This is a genomic window from Azospirillum mesophilum, from assembly GCF_053470405.2.
Map to the genome: position 1 here is coordinate 288,133 of NZ_JBPXMQ020000002.1, position 21,372 is coordinate 309,504.

16 protein-coding genes are annotated in these 21,372 nt (G+C 68.8%); 7 read left to right on the forward strand and 9 right to left on the reverse strand.

Annotated features, from left to right (window positions below; translation table 11 throughout):
• Positions 1 to 89: 89 nt before the first annotated feature.
• Positions 90 to 839: a TerB family tellurite resistance protein gene (locus ACSVC7_RS03525; protein ID WP_448202554.1), complete on the reverse strand. Its 750-nt coding sequence runs from the start codon at positions 837 to 839 to the stop codon at positions 90 to 92.
• A 274-nt stretch (positions 840 to 1,113) separates the two neighbouring features.
• On the opposite strand from ACSVC7_RS03525, the gene ACSVC7_RS03530 reads away from it, so the two are divergent.
• Positions 1,114 to 1,668, forward strand: coding sequence for a GNAT family N-acetyltransferase (locus tag ACSVC7_RS03530; protein WP_448202553.1), 555 nt, complete (start codon positions 1,114 to 1,116; stop codon positions 1,666 to 1,668).
• A gap of 197 nt (positions 1,669 to 1,865) precedes the next feature.
• Here ACSVC7_RS03530 and trxB read toward each other — a convergent pair whose 3' ends face one another.
• From trxB to ACSVC7_RS03560, 6 genes are all read right to left on the reverse strand, one after another.
• A complete protein-coding gene (trxB, locus tag ACSVC7_RS03535) occupies positions 1,866 to 2,852 on the reverse strand; it encodes a thioredoxin-disulfide reductase (RefSeq protein ID WP_448202552.1) in 987 nt (328 codons plus the stop codon).
• 20 nt (positions 2,853 to 2,872) lie between these two features.
• Complete coding sequence (locus ACSVC7_RS03540) at positions 2,873 to 4,792, reverse strand: hypothetical protein (RefSeq protein ID WP_448202551.1); 1,920 nt, start codon at positions 4,790 to 4,792, stop codon at positions 2,873 to 2,875.
• 130 nt (positions 4,793 to 4,922) lie between these two features.
• Positions 4,923 to 6,611: a methyl-accepting chemotaxis protein gene (locus ACSVC7_RS03545; protein WP_448202550.1), complete on the reverse strand. Its 1,689-nt coding sequence runs from the start codon at positions 6,609 to 6,611 to the stop codon at positions 4,923 to 4,925.
• A 400-nt stretch (positions 6,612 to 7,011) separates the two neighbouring features.
• Complete coding sequence (locus tag ACSVC7_RS03550) at positions 7,012 to 7,644, reverse strand: 2OG-Fe(II) oxygenase (RefSeq protein WP_448202549.1); 633 nt, start codon at positions 7,642 to 7,644, stop codon at positions 7,012 to 7,014.
• 23 nt (positions 7,645 to 7,667) lie between these two features.
• A complete protein-coding gene (locus tag ACSVC7_RS03555; RefSeq protein ID WP_448202548.1) occupies positions 7,668 to 8,324 on the reverse strand; it encodes a 2OG-Fe(II) oxygenase in 657 nt (218 codons plus the stop codon).
• Between the two features lie 177 nt (positions 8,325 to 8,501).
• Positions 8,502 to 9,431, reverse strand: coding sequence for a mitochondrial fission ELM1 family protein (locus ACSVC7_RS03560; RefSeq protein ID WP_448202547.1), 930 nt, complete (start codon positions 9,429 to 9,431; stop codon positions 8,502 to 8,504).
• 237 nt (positions 9,432 to 9,668) lie between these two features.
• Between ACSVC7_RS03560 and ACSVC7_RS03565 the strand changes: the two genes are divergently transcribed.
• The gene (locus ACSVC7_RS03565) at positions 9,669 to 10,220 is read left to right on the forward strand and encodes an Lrp/AsnC family transcriptional regulator (RefSeq protein WP_448202546.1); all 552 of its coding nucleotides are present in this window, start codon (positions 9,669 to 9,671) and stop codon (positions 10,218 to 10,220) included.
• 189 nt (positions 10,221 to 10,409) lie between these two features.
• Positions 10,410 to 11,312: a dienelactone hydrolase family protein gene (locus tag ACSVC7_RS03570; RefSeq protein ID WP_448202545.1), complete on the forward strand. Its 903-nt coding sequence runs from the start codon at positions 10,410 to 10,412 to the stop codon at positions 11,310 to 11,312.
• Between the two features lie 258 nt (positions 11,313 to 11,570).
• On the opposite strand, the gene greA is transcribed toward ACSVC7_RS03570, so the two are convergent.
• Positions 11,571 to 12,044 (reverse strand): transcription elongation factor GreA, encoded by a 474-nt coding sequence (gene greA / locus ACSVC7_RS03575; RefSeq protein WP_448202544.1) that lies wholly within the window; start codon positions 12,042 to 12,044, stop codon positions 11,571 to 11,573.
• Positions 12,045 to 12,131: 87 nt separating this feature from the next.
• Entirely contained in the window at positions 12,132 to 15,383 is a 3,252-nt protein-coding gene (carB, locus tag ACSVC7_RS03580) for a carbamoyl-phosphate synthase large subunit (RefSeq protein ID WP_448202543.1), read from the reverse strand.
• Positions 15,384 to 15,672: 289 nt separating this feature from the next.
• On the opposite strand from carB, the gene ACSVC7_RS03585 reads away from it, so the two are divergent.
• From ACSVC7_RS03585 to ACSVC7_RS03600, 4 genes are all read left to right on the forward strand, one after another.
• Entirely contained in the window at positions 15,673 to 16,482 is an 810-nt protein-coding gene (locus tag ACSVC7_RS03585; RefSeq protein WP_448202542.1) for a PAS domain-containing protein, read from the forward strand.
• Positions 16,483 to 16,492: 10 nt separating this feature from the next.
• The gene (locus ACSVC7_RS03590) at positions 16,493 to 16,858 is read left to right on the forward strand and encodes a hypothetical protein (protein ID WP_448202541.1); all 366 of its coding nucleotides are present in this window, start codon (positions 16,493 to 16,495) and stop codon (positions 16,856 to 16,858) included.
• A 179-nt stretch (positions 16,859 to 17,037) separates the two neighbouring features.
• On the forward strand, positions 17,038 to 20,658 hold the full coding sequence (locus tag ACSVC7_RS03595; protein ID WP_448202540.1) for a hydantoinase B/oxoprolinase family protein: 3,621 nt from the start codon (positions 17,038 to 17,040) through the stop codon (positions 20,656 to 20,658).
• A 175-nt stretch (positions 20,659 to 20,833) separates the two neighbouring features.
• The gene (locus ACSVC7_RS03600) at positions 20,834 to 21,178 is read left to right on the forward strand and encodes a hypothetical protein (protein ID WP_448202539.1); all 345 of its coding nucleotides are present in this window, start codon (positions 20,834 to 20,836) and stop codon (positions 21,176 to 21,178) included.
• Positions 21,179 to 21,372 lie beyond the last annotated feature (194 nt).

The following is a 21,372-nucleotide window of genomic DNA, read 5'->3' on the forward strand; positions in this document are numbered from 1 at the left end:
CCCCTCTTCGAGGTGGAGGGGGCTTTGGCAGAACGGCGGCAGTCCCCTCTCCCGCGCAGCGGGGGAGGGTTAGGGAGGGGGCACCGGGCTCAAGACCGCCCGCGCTCCTTCTCGATCCGATCATACGCCGCGTTGATGGCGGCGACCTTCTGGGTGGCGAGGTCCACGAACTCCTGCGGCAGCCCCTGCGCGATCAGCGTGTCGGGGTGGTGTTCGCGCACCAGCCGGCGGTGGGCGGCCTTGATCTCTGCGTCGGTGGCGGTGCGCGCCACACCCAGCACGCCATAGGGGTCCGCACCGTCGCCGGCACCCGCCACATGGTGCCCGGCCAGGATGCGCTCAAAATCGGCGTCGGCGAAGCCGAAGATGTGGGCCACGCTGCGCAGATACTCGACTTCGGTCTCGTGCAGCTCGTCGTCGGCCTCGGCGATCAGCAGAAGGCTGTCCAGCAGTTCTTCCAGCACCGCGTGCCGGTCCTCGAACAGGGCGGCGATCTGCCGGGCGTAGTCCTCGAACCCGGCGGTGTCGCGGCGGGCGAGGTCGAAGACGCGGCCGACGTTCGGCAGTTCCTCCGGCGGCACGCGGAACAGGCGGTTGAAGGTGTCCACCTCCACCCGCTTCACCACCCCGTCGGCGCGGGCCATCTTGGCGGACAGCGCGATCACGCCGATGGTGAAGGCGATGGACTTGGTGGCGTCCGCCGGGCCGCAAAGGCCCGCAATCCCCTTTTGGATTCCCTTGTCCACGGCGAAGCCGGCGGCCAGCCCGACCAGCCCGCCGATGGGTCCGCCGATGGCGAAGCCCGCCGCCCCGCCCAGGATCTTGCCCCAGATGCTCATGGAATCCGCCTTTTGCCGAGGGCGGGCAGCATAGCCCGCGCCCCCGGCGCCGCCAACTGTTGCCGCGCCGCCACAAGCTTGACGGTATCGTGTCGGCGCCCCAGGTAACCTCTGGCGCGCCGCCATGTTGCAGTGCAGTATGACTTATGGCCGAGCCAACGGCCGAAAAGGCCTAAGCGCTTCCGCAATGCGGGATGCGCAAAAACAAGAGCCGATCCGGGGGCGAACGCTCTGGGCAGTGCGATGCGACCATCGACGACCGTGAGCCCGAGCCATGACTGTTTTCCGCAAGCTCCTTCCCGCCGAACTCGGCCAGTACAGGGCGCACCTGCTGCGGCTGAACGCGGCCGACCGCTACGCGCGCTTCACGGGCACGGTCACCACCGACACCATCAACAAGCATTGCGACGGGCTGGACTGGGGCCGCACGATCCTGCTGGGTGCCTTCATCCAGGGTGAGCTGCGCGCCGCCGTGGAGCTGTGCACCGACCGGCTGATCTGGCCGGACCGCGCCGAGCTCGCGGTCAGCGTGGAAAAGGGCCTTCAGGGAAAGCGCGTCGGCACCACGCTGCTGCGCCGCGCCCTGACGGTGGCCCGCAACCGCTCGATCCGGCAGGTGCACATGATCTGCCTGTCCGACAACGTCCGCATGCGCGCGCTGTCACGCCGCTTCGGCGGCCGGATGGAGCTGGAAGGCGGGGAATTCACCGTCACCTTCGCCCTGCCGCTGCCCGACCAGTTCTCTCTGGCCCAGGAAGCCCTGGAAGACGGCGCCGGCGCCCTGACCGCCGTCCTCGACCACTTCCCCACGATGCTGAAGGCGGCGTAGGGCCGGCCCCATTTCACTGCGCGGAAGACGCGCGGAAGCAGACGCTGGCCGTCATCCCCGCGAAGGCGGGGATCCAGAAAACTTCCCATAAAGTCGCTTCAGTGCCCTGGATCCCCGCCTTCGCGGGGATGACGGAAAAGTAAAAGGCAAGTAATGGGTGAAAAGCCCTCTCCCCAGGGGGGGGAGGGCTTTTCACATTACCAATTCCCAGCCGGGCTCGGTTCACCCTCGTGGTGGGCCAGCCAGCGTTCGGCTTCCAGGGCGGCCATGCAGCCCATGCCGGCGGCGGTGACCGCCTGGCGGTAGACCTTGTCCTTCACGTCGCCGGCGGCGAAGACGCCGGGGATGTCCGTCGCGGTCGAATCCGGCGCGGTGACGATGTAGCCGGACTCGTCCATCCGCACCTTGCCCTTGAAGACGCTGGTCGCCGGCTCGTGCCCGATGGCGACGAAGACGCCGGCCACGGGGATGTCGCGCGTCTCGCCGGTCTTCACGTTCTTGACGCGCACGCCGGTCACGCCGCGCGGGTTGCCCAAGGACCCGTCACCCTCGCCCAGGATCTCGTCCACGGCGCTGTCCCAGACCACCTCGATCTTCGGGTTGCGGAACAGGCGGTCCTGCATGATCCGCTCGGCGCGGAAGCTGTCGCGGCGGTGGATCACCGTCACCTTGGTGGCGTGATTGGTCAGGTACAGCGCCTCTTCAACGGCGGAGTTGCCGCCGCCGATGACCGCGACCTCCTTGCCCCGGAAGAAGAATCCGTCGCAGGTCGCGCAGGCCGACACGCCGAAGCCGCGGTAGGTCTCCTCGCTGGGGATGCCCAGCCAGCGGGCCTGGGCGCCGGTGGCGATGATGACGCTGTCGGCGGTGTAGGTGTCGCCCGAGTCGCCCTTGCACACGAAGGGACGCTTGGTGAAGTCCACGTCCACGATCAGGTCGAAGACCATCTTCGTGCCGACATGCTCCGCCTGCTTCTGCATCTGCTCCATCAGCCAGGGGCCCTGGATGGGATCGGCGAAGCCGGGGAAGTTCTCCACGTCGGTGGTGATCATCAGCTGGCCGCCCGGCTGCATCCCCTGCACCATGAGCGGCTGGAGGTTCGCGCGCGCCGCGTAGATGGCCGCCGTGTAGCCGGCCGGGCCGGCGCCGATGATGAGGACCTTGGTGTGGTGGGTGCTGGGCATCGCTCTGTCCGTCACGATCTCTAGAAGCCGAACATATGGTCGAGGCTGAAGGCGCCGGCTTCATCATCGCCAGCAAGGCAGCCATGATAGCCGAACAGCCGGCAGGTGGTGTCGCGGATCAGCACATAGGCCTGCTCGCCGGCGGCCATGCGCTCGGCCTCGGTGAAGGTCTCGTGCGACCGGAAGAAGCGCGACCCGCCGCAGGGAATGGCGATCCGCCGCCGCGCCACCTCGATCCCGTCGCGCCGCGTCAGGATCAGATGCGTGTCCGACGTGGCGTGCCAGGGGGTGGAGGCCGGGTAGATCAGGTGGCACAGCGTGTCCCACGGCTCCGTCCCCAGCCGCAGGAACAGGCGCGTGGACAGGCCCGGCGGCCGGCCCTGGTAGCTCTGCGGTTCGTCGCGGTAGGTCAGGGCGGTGTTGAAGATGTGGCTGCCGAAGCTGGTCTCCGCGGCGTGGCCGCTGCGCAGATCCTCATAGCGGACCAGCGCGTGCAGCCAGCCGTCGGCGTCCTGGCCCGCCTCGAAGTCGTAGAGCAGTTCCACATGGCCCCAGCCGTCCGGCAGGTCGGCCTTGGACACCAGCCCGGTCACGTCCAGCGCCACGCTGTCCGACCGCTTCAGAGTGCCGAAGTGGTGCCGCGCGACCTCGCGCCCCGACGCGTCGAAGACCACCGCCTGCACGGGCAGGGTCTGCTGGCCGGTGCTCATCGGCGTGGGCAGCAGGACGGTGCGCCAGCGCTCCGCCGGCAGGATCGGCGCCGGCAGGATGTGGCCTTTTCCGAGCAGGCCGCCGGTCAGGACCGGCAGCTTTGGGTCGGGCTTCAGGTCGGTGCGCTCGACGTTCGCGTGGGCGATGCGGCGGCGGCCGTTCGCGGCGATGACCTCGTAGCGCGGGCGCACGAAATGCTTGCCGGCCTGCACCTCGAACTGCTGCGGCCAGCGCGCGTCGGGGAACAGGTCGCGGGTGTCGATGGCGGCGGTGGCGAAGGGCGCGACCTCGCGGTCCAGCCGGCGGATCTCGTCCGACCCCATCCGGTTCAGCCCGACGGCCCCCGCCGGGATCGGCGTGGCGTGGCTGTTCTGCACCCACAGCAGGACGCGCTCGTCTTCCTTCGGGGCGGGCAGGCCGGCGTAGAGTTCCGCCGGCCAGGCGTTGGCGTCGTGGGTGCAGGACAGCTCGGCCGCGTCGTCGCCGTAGGTGTCCAGCGCGTATTTCACCACGTCGTGCCCGGCGGCGCCGACGATGTGAAGGAACAGCGACCCGCAGAAGTCCTTCAACCCGAAGCGGGCGCGCACCATGCGGCTGTCGATCACCACCGTGCCGTTGGCGGGCGGCATCGGCTCCATCCACTCGGCCAGCGTGGCGCCATTCGCGTCGAACAGCCGCGCCCACAGGCGCGTGGCCTTGGCGCCATAGTTGGCCCAGTAGTTGGCCGACACGACGCGGGTGTGCCGGCCGTCCTCGTCGCGGAAGAAGGCGTAGTTGGTCGCCCAGTTGAACTTGGACAGGTAATGGGCGCGGTCGCTCAGCATGTCCTCGGGGATGCGCATGTCGTCCAGCGACAGAACCTGCGCCCCGGCGGGGATCAGGTGCGCGATGTGCCCTTCCAGGCGCTGGCTGTCGAAGGCGGCGATGAAGACGGTACCGGCGCCGCTGGCCGGCAGCTCCGTCACCGGGCGGGCGGCGTGGCCGAACAGCTCCGTGCCGACGGCCTCCACGTCCTGGACATAGACGCCGCACACGGGAACGCCGGAGAGGTCGTAGAACTCCGCCAGCCCGCGCGCGAGCCCCAGCGGATCATACACCGCCACCGGGCCGCCGGCCGCCAGACGCGCCACGAGCGCCGCCGCCTTGGGCGCCGCCAGGGGATGGCCGACCGCCTTGAAGAAGCTGGACCCGCCGGTGACGTTCGAAAAAGTCTCGATCCGAAGAGGCATGTGCGCACGCAATGAGAAAACCGGACCAACGGGTTATAGCCCTTCGACCATAGGCGCAACAGCGAATTGTCCCGCTGTCCCACTCCGTCCACGGCCCATTCCCCCTGGTCCGGCGCTCCCCGGCTTGCGGTCAGCCGGCGCTGACGGCCTTCACGAAGGCCCCGACCTCGCGGTCCAGCGTCTGCACCTGGCCGCTCAGCTCGTTGGACAGGCGCAGCACCTCGTGCGCGGTCCGGCCGCTCTCGTCGGCGGCGCCGGTCACACCGGCGATGGTGGCGGCGACTTCCCGCGTGCCGCTGGACGCCTCCTGGATGTTGCGGCTGATCTCCCGCGTGGCGGAGCCCTGTTCCTCGACGGCGGAGGCGATGGTGGCGGAAATTTCGCTGACGCGCTCGATCACGCCGGCCACGCGCTGGATTTCCTCCACGGCGTCGCCGGTGACGGTCTGGATGTTGGACACCTGGGCGCCGATCTCCTCGGTGGCGCGGGCGGTCTGGGTGGCCAGCGCCTTCACTTCGCTGGCGACGACGGCGAAGCCCTTGCCCGCCTCGCCGGCGCGGGCGGCCTCGATGGTGGCGTTCAGGGCCAGCAGGTTGGTCTGGCTGGCGATCTCGTTGATCAGGTGGACCACGGCGCCGATCTTCTCGACCGCCTCGGCCAGCCCGCTGACCCGGCCGTTGGCGTTGCGCGCCAGGGTGACCGCCTCGCCGGTCACCTTGGCGGATTCGGCGACCTGCCGGCTGATCTCCTGGATGGAGCCGGACAGCTCTTCCGTGGCCGAGGCCACCGTCTGCACGTTGGCGGAGGTCTGCCCGGTCGCCGTCGCGACGGTGTTGGACAGGCTGTTGGTGCGGTCGGCGGCGGTGCTCATGGCCTGGGCGCGGCGTTCCACCTCGGCCGCGGCCTGGGCGACGCTGCGCACGACCTTGCCGACCGACTGTTCGAAGCTGGCGGCCAGATCGCGCATGCCGCGCCGCTTTTCCTCCTCCGCCCGGCGCGCCGCCACCTCCTGGTCGCGCTCCAGGCGGACCTTCTCCTCGGCGTTGCGTTTGAAGACCAGGACGGCCTTGCCCATGGCGCCGATCTCGTCGCCGCGCCCGGCCTCGGCGAAGTCCTGGCTCATGTCGCCGCCGGCCAGCGCCATCATCTTGCTGCTGAGCCGCCGGATGTCGGCGCTGAGCCGCGCGCCCACCAGGGCGAGCAGCGCCACCGTGGGCAGGGCGAAGGCCGCCACCACCAGCCCCAGCTTCCACACCATGGCCCAGAAGGTCTCCCGCAGGTCGTCGATGTAGACGCCCACGCCGATGGCGGCGTTCCACGGCGCGAAGGCGATGGCGTAGGTGACCTTCTCCACCGGCTGTTCGGAACCGGGGCGCGGCCAGTGGTATTCCAGCGTGCCGCCGCCCTTCTGCTGGGCGGCGCGGATGACCTCGCGCGTGATGGGGACGCCGTTGGGGTCCTTCACGTCCAGCATGTTCCGGCCGTCCAGCTTCGGGTTGGCGCCGTGCGCGAGCATCACGCCGTCCATGCTCTGCATGAAGAAATACTCCGCGCCGTGGAAGCGGAGCGCGGCGTTGCGCTTGCGGAACTGGTTGATGGCCTCCTCGCGGGTCATCGCGCCGGCGCGCACCTCGGCCTCGTAGCTTTCGGCGAGGCTGTGCACCGTCTCCGCCAGATGCCGCAGCGAGGCGACCCGGTCCTCGTACATCTGCGCGTAGTTCGCCCGCAGCGCCGCGAAGGCGATGGCCAGGGACGCGGCACCCGCGATGGCGATGAGGCTGAACAGCTTGGCGCGAATGGACAGACCGGCGATGGTCATCGGCAACCCTCTTTCCTGCACGGCAGTATGTGTTTGCGTTCTTTCGACGGAAATTCCATCGGCTGAAAATTCGCACAGGCAATCAAGGCTTTAGCTGCGGCATTTCGCCTTATCCGGTTCGTCTTATATGCGCCGGCCGGATGTGCGTTTCTGCTCTGGCGGGTACGGTTTCACGGAGCCTTTCGCCTCCCATTCCGTCATCCCCGCGAAGGCGGGGATCCAGAAAACTTCGCACATAAGAGCCTGAAAAGGCTGGATCCCCGCCTTCGCGGGGATGACGAATGGGGCCATGATGGCTTCGCGGCGAAATAATTCACCGGACACGCTGTGTACTGTCCCGCAGAACCAAACAAAAAGGGCCGCCCCGGCGGGACGGCCCTTTTCCTGTGGAACGGAAGGCTCAGTAGCTCTTCTGCTCGATGCCCAGGGTGTTCTTGGCCCAGGCGCCGATGCGGTGGCGCCACTGTTCGTGCCAGATGTAAACGCTGTTCTTGACCCAGTTCATCTGCACCGCGCGGCGCTGGCCCTCGAACGGGTAGTGGCCGTGCCAGGAGGTGTCGGTGCGGCGGAAGCACATCAGCGTGCCCTCTTCCGGCGGCACCTCGGCGGCGTAGTCCTCCAGGTCCGGGGAGCGCAGGACGCGCAGCCGGCCGCCCGAGGCCTCCCACGGCGGGTTCATGTAGATCAGCACGGTGACGATCTTGCTGGCCGAATCCGGGTGGATCTTGCCGTCGGTCGCCCGGCACATGCCGCGCGCCGTGAACATCGTCGGGTATTTGGACAGGTCGACCCCGAACTTCTCGGAGAAGGCCTTGCAGACCTCCTTGCCCTTCAGCTCCTTGATCAGCTCGTCGAAGGCCGGGCCCTGCGGGAAGACGCCGAGCGGGATGGAGCCGGGCTTGTCCACCTTGGGATAGTCGCGGTGCAGGGCCTCCAGATGCTCCTTCTTCACGAAGCCGGGGACGCACAGGAAGTCGAACGGGTCGCGCTGCAGCGGGGTGGCCCGGAACTTGTCCAGATCGAGCATGGACATGGGTCGGTCTCCAGACGGATGGATCAGGCGATGGGGGCGTCGGGGAAGGCCAGTTCCTGGCGGGCGCGCCATTCGGGGCCGACGTAGTTCACGATGATCGACTTGCGCACGCCGTTGATCGGGCGCTTGGCGAAGCCGTGCCAGGTGTTGGTGCCGGGGATGAAGATCAGCCCCTCGTTGAAGGCGTAGGGCGCGCGGGCGACGATGGTCTTCGTCTCGTCCAGCACGTCGGTGCCCCAGCCCTCGCAGTCCGGCCCCTTCGAGAGGTAGACCAGCATCGTGTACTTCTTGACGCCGATGTCGGTGTGCGGCTCCAGCCAGAAGCCTTCGGTGTCCTGGCAGTATTCGATGCGCAGCGACGTGCCGGACAGGTCCACGTTGCAGGTGCGCTGGATGGCGTCGGTGACGTCCTTGCTCTGGAACGCCTCGGCCACCGCCTTGCAGACCGGGTACTTGGCCTGGTTCTCGGCGCCGAAATAGGTGCGCGACGCGTTGTTCGTCTCGCGCTTGCCGTAGGTTTCCAGAACGGCCGGCGGACCCCAGGGCAGCTCGGCGATGCCGTCGGCCGCCTCTTCCGTCAGCGCCTGGGAGAGGAGCCAGTGGTTGTACGGCTCGGTGCACAGCCGGCTGTTGTCCAGGCAACGGATGAAGCTCTGGCGCACGGCGCTGGACGAAGTCATGGGGACGGATTCCCTGGTGTTAAAGCGGTCATCTGCCCACGGTTATGGCACGATCATCGACCGAAAGGAACGGCAACGCGCCCCGTCCGGGGTAGGGAAACTGGTGATACCAGCGCCCTGCGATGACGTGTCGCGCCCCTTAAAGTAGATCGTGCCCAGTGGTTTACGCCCAACAGGTCACGCTGCGTGCGGCTGCCGGTGGGCGAGCAGGCGGTGCCGAAGCTCCTCCGCGACCTGCCGGGTCTCGTCCTGGGACGGGTAGGTCCAGCGGTCCAGCTCCCCCGTGAAGGGGCGGGTGATGCCGTCCTTGTACAGCCCGTCGTGGAAGGCGCGGAACTTGGGCGACCCGCCCTCCAGCTCGATCACGTAGACCGGCTTGCCGGTGGAGCAGGCCTCCGACGTCATGGAGACGCTGTCGCAGGTCACCACCACCGCGTCGGCCAGCCCCAGATAGGCGAAATAGGGGTTCTCGCCGGTGCCGTCCCACACGTCGGCCGGCAGGCCCTCCAGGCGCGCGCGCAGGATGGCCTCGTTGTCGGCGCCGGTGCGGCGGGACGGGGTGACCATCAGCCCGGCGCCGTGCGTGCGGCACAGGCCGGCCAGCTTGTCCGCCACCTCGCCCATGATGGTCGGGGTCAGGGAGAAAACGCCGTTGTTGCCGCCGATCAGCACGGCGATGCGCGGGTGCGGCAGGTGGGCGAGGCGGGGGGCGTGGCGCTCCGCCGCGGCGGCCAGGATCTCCGGCGTCACGCGGTGCAGCGCGCCGCGGGTAACCAGGACGTTCGGGCCGCGCAGCCGGTCGTGGCGTGGCACCACCACCAGGTCGAAATGGCGCGGGTTGATCTGCGGATCCTGGATCTGGACGGTGAAGGTCCGCCCCCGTGACAACTTGCGGACGGCCAGCGACGGGGCGATGGCCTGCCGCCCGGTGCCGATCAGCAGGTCGGGCCAGGGCGGCCGGATCGGGTCGCCCTCGGGGCTGGCGGCGAAGCGGTTGCCCACCCGCAGGTAGGGGCTCAGCTGGCGCCAGGGGCTGCGCAGCTGGACCCGCTTGACCACGGGCGTCAGGCCCAGGGCCTCGGCAAGGCCCAGGCATTGGTTCTCCATGCCGGGCTTTCCGTCGGTCACGACCCAGCAGGTCAGGGGTCCGGGAAAAGAAGAATGCATCGTCTTGCGGATTGTTTCGGGGTGCGGCTGGTCGTCGCGCGTTCGGTCCGTGAGGGCCAGAAGGCCGCGGAATGGTGAATTTTTCGCTTACGAAGCTTCGGGTTTCTTGCTTGGCGTTGGGAGCCTCGCCGTGTAATATCCTTTCCTCGAATCATCCCCGGAGCGACCGAGTAAACCATGCGGCGGGTCAAACTCGACCGAATTGACCGGCGTATTCTGCGCGACCTGCAGAATGACGGCCGGATGACCAATGTTGAGCTCGCGCGGCGTGCCGGCATCTCAGCCCCTCCGTGTCTGCGGCGCGTCCGCGCCCTGGAGGAGGCGGGCTTCATCCGCGGCTACCACGCCGACATCAACCCCGACGCGCTCGGGTTCGGTGTCACCGTGTTCGCCCAGGTGGGGCTGTCGAGCCAGGCCGAAGCGGACCTAAAGAAATTCGAGGAGCTCGTCAACAGCTGGCCCATGGTGCGCGAGTGCAACATGCTGGCCGGCGAGTATGATTTCCTGCTGAAGATCGTCGCGGAGGACTGGGACGACTACCAGCGCTTCCTGACGACGAAGCTGACCGCCGCCCCCAACGTGGCGCACGTCAAGTCGGCCCTGTCCATCCGCACGTCCAAGCACACGCCGGGCGTTCCGATCGACGTCGACTCGCCCGACATCCCCGACTCGCTGGAGGATGACGAGGACGAAGAGGACGCGGCGACCGAACCCGTCGCCCGCCGGTAAGCCGGCCGCTCCGGCCCCTTTCCCGCCGGCCCCTTTCCTGCCGGCCCCTTTCCCACCGGGACGGGGGCTGGCGGGGCGTGCATGGCACACCGTCTTCCCGCGCGGATCCCGCTTCGGCCGCGCGGTCTGGTTTCCCCGGACGGAGGTGGTACACTCCCCACCGCCGCTTTCCGGTTCCGGGAGACGATGATGGCTTTTTCCTTCCGCCGCACCGCTTTGCTCGGCGCCGCCCTGTTCGGTGTCGGGGGCGCCGCGTTGCTGCCGCCGGCGGCCCCCTCCGCCCGCGCCGCGACCGTCGCCGGGCTGCACGCGGAGGAGATCGTCCGCTTCCCCTCCCAGGACGCCGACCTCACCGGCGGCGCGCCGACCGCCCTGACCGGACGCTTCCTGCGGCCGGCGGGCAACGGCCCCTATGCCACTGTGGTGCTGCTGCACGGCTGCAGCGGGCTCTACAACAAGAACGGGCGCGTCTCCGCCCGGCATCTCGACTGGGCGCTGACCCTGCGGGAGCAAGGCTACGCCGTGCTGATGGTGGACAGCTACGGCCCGCGCGACGTCGATCAGGTCTGCACCAGCCGCGAGCGCACCGTCCGCGCGACGGTGGAGCGCAAGCGCGACGCCTGGGGCGCGCTGGCCTATCTCCAGGCCCGCAAGGACGTGGACGCGGAGCGGCTCGCCGTCATGGGCTGGTCGCAGGGGGCGGGCACGGTTCTGTCCTTGGTCGGGCCGGGCGGCAAGGGCACCGGCTTCCGCGCCGCCATCGCCCTCTATCCCGGCTGCCGCTCGCCGCTGAAGGACAGCGCCTGGAAGCCGGAGGAGCCGCTTCTCCTGCTGCTCGGCGGCAAGGACGAATGGACCCCGCCGGAACCCTGCCTGGAGCTGGCGAAGCGCGACCCGGCGAAGGAGCGGATGGAGGTGGTCGTCTACCCCAACGCCCACCACGGCTTCGACCTGCCGGCCTCCCCCCTGCGCAAGCGCACCAACCTCGCCACCGCCCCGGACGGCGAAGCCACCGTCGGCACCGACGAAGCCGCCCGCAAGGACGCCATCACGCGCGTCACGAGCTTCCTGGAGCAGCGTTTGAGGGGGTAGGGGAGAAGAACCCCTCAAGCCCGATGTGAAAGGTGTTTTTCCGTCATCCCCGCGAAGGCGGGGATCCAGAAAACTCCGCACAACGTCGCTTCAGTGCCCTGGATCCCCGCCTTCGCGGGGATGACGGATAGTTGTCGTCTTTCCGGCGTCAGGAGTCGGCCAAAAAACAAACCGCCCGACACCGGGGTCCGGCATCGGGCGGCTTGGGGTCGCGTGCTGGTTCGGCTCCCCGCGGTGGGGGCGGGGCCGTGGGCAGACTTACTTGAAGCCGACGGTGACGATCTCGTAGAGCTTGGAGCCGCCGGGGGTCGACACCTCGACGCTGTCGCCGACCGACTTGCCGATCAGGGCGCGGGCCAGCGGGGCCTGGATGGACAGCAGGCCGTTCTTGATGTCGCTCTCGTCCTGGCCGACGATCTGGTAGGTGATCTCCTCGTCGGTGTCCTCGTCCGCCAGGGTCACCGTGGCGCCGAACTTCACCGTGCTGCCGGACAGCCTGGCCGGGTCGATGACCTCGGCGCGGCTGATCTTGTCTTCCAGCTCGGCGACGCGGCCTTCGATGAAGCTCTGACGCTCGCGCGCGGCGGCGTATTCGGCGTTTTCCGACAGGTCCCCGTGCTCACGCGCCTCGGCGATCGCCTTGATGACGGCAGGCCGCTCCACGGCCTTGAGGTGCTTCAACTCCTCTTGCAGGCGGTTGTAGCCCGCCTCGGTCATTGGAAATTTTTCCATAGTTCGTTCAATCCATCACGATGCCGACGCCGCGCCCGGGAAAGCTTACGGCGCGGGGGAGGAGGTCCGCCGCGCCGTACACCATCCCTAATACGAACCGCTAAGGTACGACTGCAACGGCGCAACTTCAAGGCTGCCGTTCCGGAGTGCGGCAATCGCTTCCACAGCCGCGCGGGCTCCCGCCATCGTGGTGTAGTACGGCAGGTTGTAGGTCAGCGCGGTGCGGCGCAGGCTGAAGCTGTCGGCCAGAGCCTGGGCACCCTCCGTCGTGTTGATGACCAGATGGACTTCGCCGTTGATCATCGCGTCGACGATGTGCGGCTGGCCCTCGACCACCTTGTTGATCGGCTCGGCCGGGACGCCTTCCTGCTTCATCGCCGCGGCCGTGCCGGTGGTCGCCAGCACGCGGAAGCCCATGGCGTGCAGCTTCTTGCCGATCTGCACCGCCGACGGCTTGTCGCGCTCCTTCACCGAGATGAAGACCGTGCCCTGCACCGGCAGGGTGACGCCGGCGCCCAGCTGCGACTTGGCGAAGGCCAGCGCGAAGTTGTGGTCCAGCCCCATCACCTCGCCGGTGGACTTCATCTCCGGACCCAGCACGATGTCCACGCCGGGGAAGCGCGCGAAGGGGAAGACGGCTTCCTTCACGGCGGTGTGCGGCGGGGTCGGGCCGTTCAGCTTGAAGTCGGCCAGCTTCTCGCCGGCCATGACGCGGGCGGCGATCTTGGCGATGGCGGTGCCGGTGGCCTTGGCGACGAAGGGCACCGTGCGGGACGCGCGCGGGTTCACCTCCAGGATGTAGACCGTGCCGTCCTTCACCGCGAACTGCACGTTCATCAGGCCGACGACGTTCAGGGCGCGGGCCAGCGCCTCGCCCTGGCGGCCGATCTCGTCGATGGTCTCCTTGGGCAGCGAGTAGGGCGGCAGGGCGCAGGCCGAGTCGCCGGAATGGATGCCGGCCTCCTCGATGTGCTCCATGATGCCGGCGATGTAGACCTGACCGGCGGCGTCGGCCACCACGTCCACGTCCACCTCGATGGCGTCCTGCAGGTAGCTGTCGATCAGCACCGGGTTCTTGCCCGACACCTTCACGGCGGTGCCCATGTAGCGCTGGAGCCCGGCCATGTCGTGGACGATCTCCATGGCGCGGCCGCCCAGCACGTAGGACGGGCGGATCACGACCGGGAAGCCGATCTGCTCCGCCACCTTCTCCGCCTCTTCCAGCGACCGGGCGAGGCCGTTGGCGGGCTGCTTCAGGTTCAGCTGGTGCAGCAGCTTCTGGAAGCGCTCACGGTCCTCGGCGAGGTCGATGGCGTCCGGCGAGGTGCCCAGGATCGGGATGCCGGCCTTTTCCAGCGCGCCGGCCAGCTTCAGCGGGGTCTGGCCGCCGAACTGCACGATGCAGCCCAGCACGTTGCCCTTGCGCTGCTCGACGCGGACCAGCTCGATCACGTCCTCGGCGGTCAGCGGCTCGAAATACAGGCGGTCGGCGGTGTCGTAGTCGGTGGAGACCGTCTCCGGGTTGCAGTTGACCATGATGGTCTCGATGCCGGCCTCGCGCAGCGCGTAGACGGCGTGGACGCAGCAATAGTCGAACTCGATGCCCTGGCCGATGCGGTTCGGACCGCCGCCCAGGATGACCACCTTCTTCTTATCGGTCGGGTCCGATTCGCACTCCGCCTCGCCCGTGCCGTCCGCCTCGTAGGTGGAGTACATGTAGGGCGTGCGCGAGGCGAACTCGGCGGCACAGGTGTCGATGCGCTTGAAGACCGGGGTCACGTCGGCGGCGCGGCGGGCCTCCGCCACCTCGTCCTCGGTCTTGCCCGACAGCTCGGCCAGACGCGCGTCGGAGAAGCCCATCTGCTTCAGGTTCAGCCAGCCGTTCTTGTCGGCCGGCAGGCCGTTGGCGCGGACTTCGGCCTCCTTGTCGACCAGGGCCTTGATCTGCTCCAGGAACCACGGGTCGTACTTGGAGACCTGCTGCACCTCGGCGATGGAGAAGCCGTGGCGGAAGGCCTGGGCGATGACCAGCAGGCGGTCCGGCGTCGGCTTGGCCAGCGCGCCGCGGATGGCGGTCGGGTCGGGGTTGTCGGACCCGCCGATCTTCAGCTCGTTGAAGCCGGTCAGGCCGGTCTCCATCGAGCGCAGCGCCTTCTGCACCGACTCCTGGAAGGTGCGGCCGATGGACATGGCCTCGCCCACCGACTTCATCGAGGTGGTCAGCAGCGGCTCGGTGCCGGCGAACTTCTCGAAGGTGAAGCGCGGCATCTTCGTGACGACGTAGTCGATCGTCGGCTCGAAGCTGGCCGGGGTGGTGCCGGTGATGTCGTTGGTCAGCTCGTCCAGCGTGTAGCCGACGGCCAGCTTCGCCGCGATCTTGGCGATCGGGAAGCCGGTGGCCTTCGATGCCAGCGCGGAGGAGCGCGACACGCGCGGGTTCATCTCGATGACGATCAGGCGGCCGTTCGCCGGGTTCACCGCGAACTGCACGTTGGAACCGCCGGTCTCCACGCCGATCTCGCGCAGCACCTCGATCGAGGCGTTGCGCATGATCTGGTATTCCTTGTCCGTCAGCGTCAGCGCCGGGGCGACGGTGATCGAATCGCCGGTGTGGACGCCCATCGGGTCGATGTTCTCGATGGCGCAAACGATGATGCAGTTGTCCGACTTGTCGCGGACGACCTCCATCTCGTACTCCTTCCAGCCCAGCACCGACTCCTCGATCAGCACCTCGCCGACCGGGCTGGCGCGCAGGCCGCCGCGCACGATGTCCTCGAACTCCGCGCGGTTGTAGGCGATGCCGCCGCCGGTGCCGGCCAGCGTGAAGCTGGGGCGGATGATGGCGGGCAGGCCGACGAACTCCAGCGCGTCCTGCGCCTCGCGGAAGTTGCGCACCAGGCGCGAGCGCGGCGATTCCAGACCCAGCTTGTCCATGGCGTCGCGGAACAGGATGCGGTCCTCGGCCTTGGCGATGACGTCGCGCTTGGCGCCGATCATCTCCACGCCCAGCCGCTCCAGCGTGCCGTCGTCGGACAGCGCCATGGCGGTGTTCAGCGCGGTCTGGCCGCCCATGGTGGGCAGCAGGGCGTCGGGGCGCTCCTTCTCCAGGATCTTCGCGACCACGGCCGGGGTGATCGGCTCGATGTAGGTGGCGTCGGCAAGGCCCGGATCGGTCATGATGGTGGCCGGGTTGGAGTTGACCAGGATCACCCGGTACCCCTCCTCGCGCAGCGCCTTGCACGCCTGCACCCCGGAGTAATCGAACTCGCAAGCCTGGCCGATGACGATCGGCCCCGCGCCGATGATGCAGATGGATTTGATATCAGTGCGCTTGGGCATGGGTCCGCTTCTCGACGTTCGTGCAGCAAAAGCCCCCTCGCGCCGTGTGGGGAGTGAGGGGGCAGGGTAATATGTCGTTGCGAGGCCCCTTTATAGGGACTAAGGCCGCCTGGGGGAAGGGGTGGGATGATGCATCCGCCACATGGCTGGGACATTGCAACGGGGCCGCGAGGCGGCTCTTGAACGCGCGCCGAAACGGCGTCATCAATCACCTGTTCCCGAACGACCGTCCCGCGGGGGGATTCCCCGCAAGCCCGCCTGCCGATACCCCTGGAGCCCGCTTCCCACGATGACCCACGCCTTCGCCAAGGACAGCCGCGCCTGCGCCGCCTGCGTTTCGTGGGGGGGCGAGCGCGCCTTGTCGGACGACAACACGCTGGTCCATGTGGATCGCTACAGCGCGGAAGGGGAATGCCGCACGGCCACCAGCCAGGACTATCGGAAGGTCACGCGGTCCTACCACACCTGCGGCACCTGGGCGCCCCTGCCCATGCTGAAGAAGCACGGCGGCCGGCCGGAACGCCAGCCCGTGACCGCCGGCGCGGCAACTGCGGTGTCCACCCCGGCCTCCACCGTTCCGGCGCCCGCTCCCGCTCTGATGCCGAAGCCCGCCCCGGTCCCGCCGCCCCCGCCCGAGCCGGCCGTCTGCCGGGCCGAACCGCTGGACATCGACAAGACCCCGCCGGCCGCCGGCCTGCTCTACATCCACTGGCGCCGCGCCCGGCAGCAGCGCGCCATGCCGCTCGCCCGCGAGATCGACACCGCCCAAATCCGCGAGGCCGTGCCGCGCGTCTGCCTGATGGAGCCGGTGGACGGCGGGGCGGACTTCCTCTACCGCGCCTGCGGCCGGGCGGTGCAGCGCCGGCTCGGCCAGAACCCGGTTCCGCGCCTCGTCAGCGCCTGCCACCCGGACCACGCGGCGGAGCGCTTCACCGCCGACCTGCGCGCCTGCCTGGAGTCGGGGGAACCGCGCTGCCTGCTGGTGCGCGACGACCCGATGCTGCCGGGGGTGCGCTTCGTGGAACTCCTGCTGCCGCTGGCCGGCGACGACGGCCACCCGGCCTTCGTGCTGGCCTACCGGCACGTCCCCGGCGGCTGAGGGGGGCGGCATGCCCTGGAGCGGCGCACCGAAGCCCCAACCACCCCGCGCGCCCAGCCAGGCCGACATCGTCGGCGTCTGGCCCTCCGCCGTGTGGATCGCCGTCGGCACGCTGTTCTATTTCGAGAACCCGCAGTCCTTCGCCGGCTGGAAGGGCGCCCTCTATTATGTGGTGGGCACGGCGACGGTGGCGCTGGTCATCGGGCTCATCAGCCTGAACCTGCGCCGCGGCGTGACCAGCATGCTGGCCGAGGTCTTCCCCCGGCGCGACCGCTTCACCGATCTGGTCTCCACCCTGCTGCGCCTGATGCTCGCCGTCGCCGAAGGCATGCTGGTCGCCCTCGTCGCCCGCTGGACCCTCGGCCTGCTGGGGTAGGGGCGCCGCGCATTCCACCCTTTCGCCCAGCCCTCCTTGACCTGCGGCGGCGGATGGTCACACTCCCTTACCGGCATGGCTTCCGCGGGCGCGGTGAGGAGCCTTTCGTTGTCTCACCGATGCCGCGCGATCCGTGCAAAGCGTAGCTTCCAAACAGCTCATAAAAAAGGGAGCGGGTGATGAACCCCCAGGCGGAGCCCCAAGCGCAGGGCCGGTGGCAGTTCTGGATCGACCGTGGCGGCACCTTCACCGACATCGTGGCGAAGCGCCCGGACGGCTCGGTCGTCACGCACAAGCTGCTGTCGGAGAATCCGGAGCGCTACCCCGACGCCGCCATCCAGGGCATCCGCGACCTGCTGGGCCTCGACCCCACGGACCCCATCCCCGCCGATCAGGTCGAGGCGGTGAAGATGGGCACCACCGTCGCCACCAACGCGCTGCTCGAACGAAAGGGCGAGCGCACGCTGCTCCTCATCACCGAAGGTCTGGGCGACCAGCTTCGCATCGGCTATCAGGCGCGGCCCAAGATCTTCGCGCGCCACATCGTGCTGCCGGAACTGCTCTACGACCGCGTGGCCGAGGTGCCGGAGCGGGTGAAGGCCGATGGCACCGTGCTGAAGCCGGTGGACCTGCGCGCCGTCCGCGTCCAACTGGAACAGGCCTTCCAGGACGGCTACCGCGCCTGCGCCGTCGTCCTGATGCACGGCTACCGCCACCCGGAGCATGAACGGCAGGTCGCCTCGCTGGCGCGCTCCGTCGGCTTCACGCAGGTGTCGGTCAGCCATCAGGTCAGCCCGCTGATGAAGATCGTCGGGCGCGGCGACACCACGGTGGTGGACGCCTACCTCTCCCCCATCCTGCGCCGCTATGTGGAGCAGGTGGCGGGCGAGCTGAACGGCGTCCGGCTGATGTTCATGCAGTCCAACGGCGGCCTGACCGACGCGCGCTGGTTCCAGGGCAAGGACGCCATCCTGTCCGGCCCGGCGGGCGGCATCGTCGGGGCGGTGCGCACGGCGCGCATGGCCGGCTTCGACCGGGTGATCGGCTTCGACATGGGCGGCACCTCCACCGACGTCTCGCACTACGCCGGGGAGTATGAGCGCGCCTTCGACACGGTGGTGGCCGGCGTGCGCGTGCGGGCGCCGATGATGCACATCCACACGGTGGCGGCGGGCGGCGGCTCCGTCTGCTTCTTCGACGGCGCGCGCTTCCGCGTGGGTCCGGAGAGCGCCGGGGCCAACCCCGGCCCGGCCTGCTACCGGCGCGGCGGCCCGCTGACCGTGACCGACTGCAACGTCATGGTCGGCAAGCTGCACCCCAACTTCTTCCCGCACGTCTTCGGCCCCGACGCCGACCAGCCGCTGGACGCCGACATCGTCCGGCAGAAGTTCACCGACCTCGCGGCGGAGGTGAACGCCGCCCTCAACACCGCTATGACGCCCAAGCAGGTGGCGGAGGGCTTCCTGAAGATCGCCGTGGACAACATGGCGAACGCCATCAAGAAGATCTCGGTCCAGCGCGGCTACGACGTCACGCAATACACGCTGAACGGCTTCGGCGGGGCGGCGGGCCAGCATGTCTGCCTCGTCGCCGACGCGCTGGGCATGAAGAAGGTGTTCCTGCACCCGCACGCGGGCGTGCTGTCCGCCTACGGCATCGGCCTTGCCGACACGGTGGCGATTCGCGAGCGCGCGGTGGAGGCCCGCCTGGACGAGTCCCTCGTCACCGACCTCGCCGAGACTCTCGCCACGCTCGAATCCGAGGGGCGCGTCGAGTTGACCCGCCAGGGCGTCCCGCACGACCGGCTGAGCGTCCTGCGCAAGGCGCACATCAAGGTGGAGGGCTCCGACAGCCCGCTCGTCGTCGATTTCGGCCCGCTGGACGCCATGAAGGCCGCTTTCGAGGCCGCGCACCGCCAGCGCTACGGCTTCATGATGGAGGGCAAGCCCCTGGTCGTGGAGGCCGTCTCGGTGGAGGCCGTGGGCCGCACCGAAAGCGCCGACGACCTGGACCTGCCCAACGTCACCGGCGCGCTGCCGCGCCGCCTCGCCACGCTGACTATCCACACCGGCGGGCAGGACCGCGAGGCGCCGGTCTACGACCGCGACCAGCTCCAGCCCGGCAACCGCATCGCCGGCCCGGCGGTGGTCAAGGAGAAGATCGCCACCACCGTCATCGAGCCCGGCTGGATCGCCGAGGTCACCCGAAAGAACCACCTCGTCCTGACCCGGCACGAGGAGCTGCCGCAGCGCATGGCCATCGGCACCCGCGCCGACCCGGTGATGCTGGAGGTCTTCAACAACCTCTTCATGTCCATCGCGGAGCAGATGGGCTTCACGCTGGAAAAGACCGCCTATTCCGTGAACATCAAGGAACGGCTGGACTTCTCCTGCGCGCTGTTCGACGCCGACGGCGGGCTGATCGCCAACGCCCCGCACATGCCGGTCCACCTCGGCTCCATGGGCGAGAGCGTGCGCGCGGTCATCGAGGGCCGGCGCGGCGCCATGACCCCCGGCGACGTCTACATGCTGAACGACCCCTACCACGGGGGCACGCACCTGCCGGACATCACCATCATCACCCCGGTCTTCGACGACACCAATACGGACGTGCTGTTCTACGTCGCCTCGCGCGGCCACCACGCCGACGTGGGCGGCATCACCCCCGGCTCCATGCCGCCGGACAGCACGACCATCGACCAGGAAGGCGTCCTGCTCGACAACGTCCTTCTGGTGGAAGGCGGCCAGTTCCGCGAGGACACGGTGGTGGAGCTGTTCACCGCCGGCCCGCACCCGGCGCGCAACATCCAGCAGAACCTGGGCGACCTGAAGGCCCAGATCGCCGCCAACGAGCAGGGCGTGGGTGAGCTTCGCCGCATCGTCGCCCAGTTCGGTCTGGACACGGTGCAGGCCTACATGCGCCTCGTCCAGGACAACGCGGAGGAGCAGGTCCGCCGCGCCATCGACGTGCTGACGGACGGGGAGTTCACCCAGGAACTCGACAACGGCGCGGTCATCAAGGTCCGCATCTCCATCGACAAGGACCACCGCTCCGCCAAGGTGGACTTCACCGGCACCAGCGCGCAGCTGACCAGCAACTTCAACGCGCCCACGGCGGTCTGCCGCGCGGCGGTGCTCTACGTCTTCCGCACGCTGGTGGACGACGAGATCCCGATGAACGAGGGCTGCCTGAAGCCCATCGAGATCGTGATCCCGCCGGGCACCATGCTGTCGCCCAGCTACCCCGCCGCCGTGGTCGCCGGCAACGTGGAGACCAGCCAGAGCATCACCGACGCGCTCTACGGCGCGCTCGGCGTGATGGCCTCGGCCCAGGGCACCATGAACAACACGACCTTCGGCAACCAGCGCTACCAGTATTACGAAACGATCTGCGGCGGCTCCGGCGCCGGCCCCGGCTTCGACGGGACGGACGCGGTGCACACCCACATGACCAACTCCCGCCTGACGGACCCGGAGGTGCTGGAATGGCGCTTCCCCGTCCTGCTGGACAGCTTCCGCATCCGCCGAGGCTCCGGCGGCACGGGGCGCTGGCGCGGCGGCGACGGCGTGGTGCGGCGCCTGAAGTTCCTGGAGCCGATGACCGCGGCCATCCTGTCCAACCACCGCCGCGTCCCCCCCTTCGGCCTGAAGGGCGGCGACCCCGGCCAGATCGGCCGCACCTGGGTCCAGCGCACCGACGGCGCGGTGGAGGAACTCGGTTCCCAGGACAAGACGGAGATGCGCGAAGGCGACATCCTCGTCGTCGAAACCCCCGGCGGCGGCGGCTTCGGCGAGGCGTAACACCCCCAAAAAATCACCCTCTCCCGCCTCCGGCGGGAGAGGGAAGGGGCCCGCGCCAAAGGCGTGGGAAGGGTGAGGGCAAGGTCTGCCCGAGTGCCCTGGGCGCGTCCATATCGGTACGAAGCGTTGTTTTGTCGCGTTGACCGCGCCGCCCGCCGCGACTGATAATTTCCCAATGCGCGAACAAGAACCTCCCTTCGAGGACATTATCCGCAACCTTCAAGCCCTCTTCGAGAGCGAGAAGGAAATCGCCCACGACGCCCACGCCCTGGGCCTGCGTCTCGACCGGTCCGGAGCGGGGCAGGGCGAAACGCGCGAACTCCTCCGCCGCATGGAGGACCTGCTCGGCCGCGTCCTGGACAACCAGTCCGCCCTGCTGACCCAAGTAGAAGCCCTGGCCGCCGAGCGCCGCACCGTGGACCGCCTGGAAGGCCTCGTCCTCCGCCTGATCGCCCGCCTGCCGCTCGCCGGCATGACCGACGGCCCCGAAAGCGGCAAAGCGCCCGAATCGGTGAACTGAGTGCAGCGAAGCGGTTCAGGCTCCCGACATCAGATTAACCTGTGACGAACGGCATGGCGGAAAGCCCTCTCCCCCCTGGGGAGAGGGTTGGGTGAGGGGGCGTTATGCCCGCTAGGGCAAAGGAAACCGACGCTTCGGAAAATCAGGATGACTCAAATCCAAAAAGGACCGCCGTCGATCCGACTGGCCAAGGC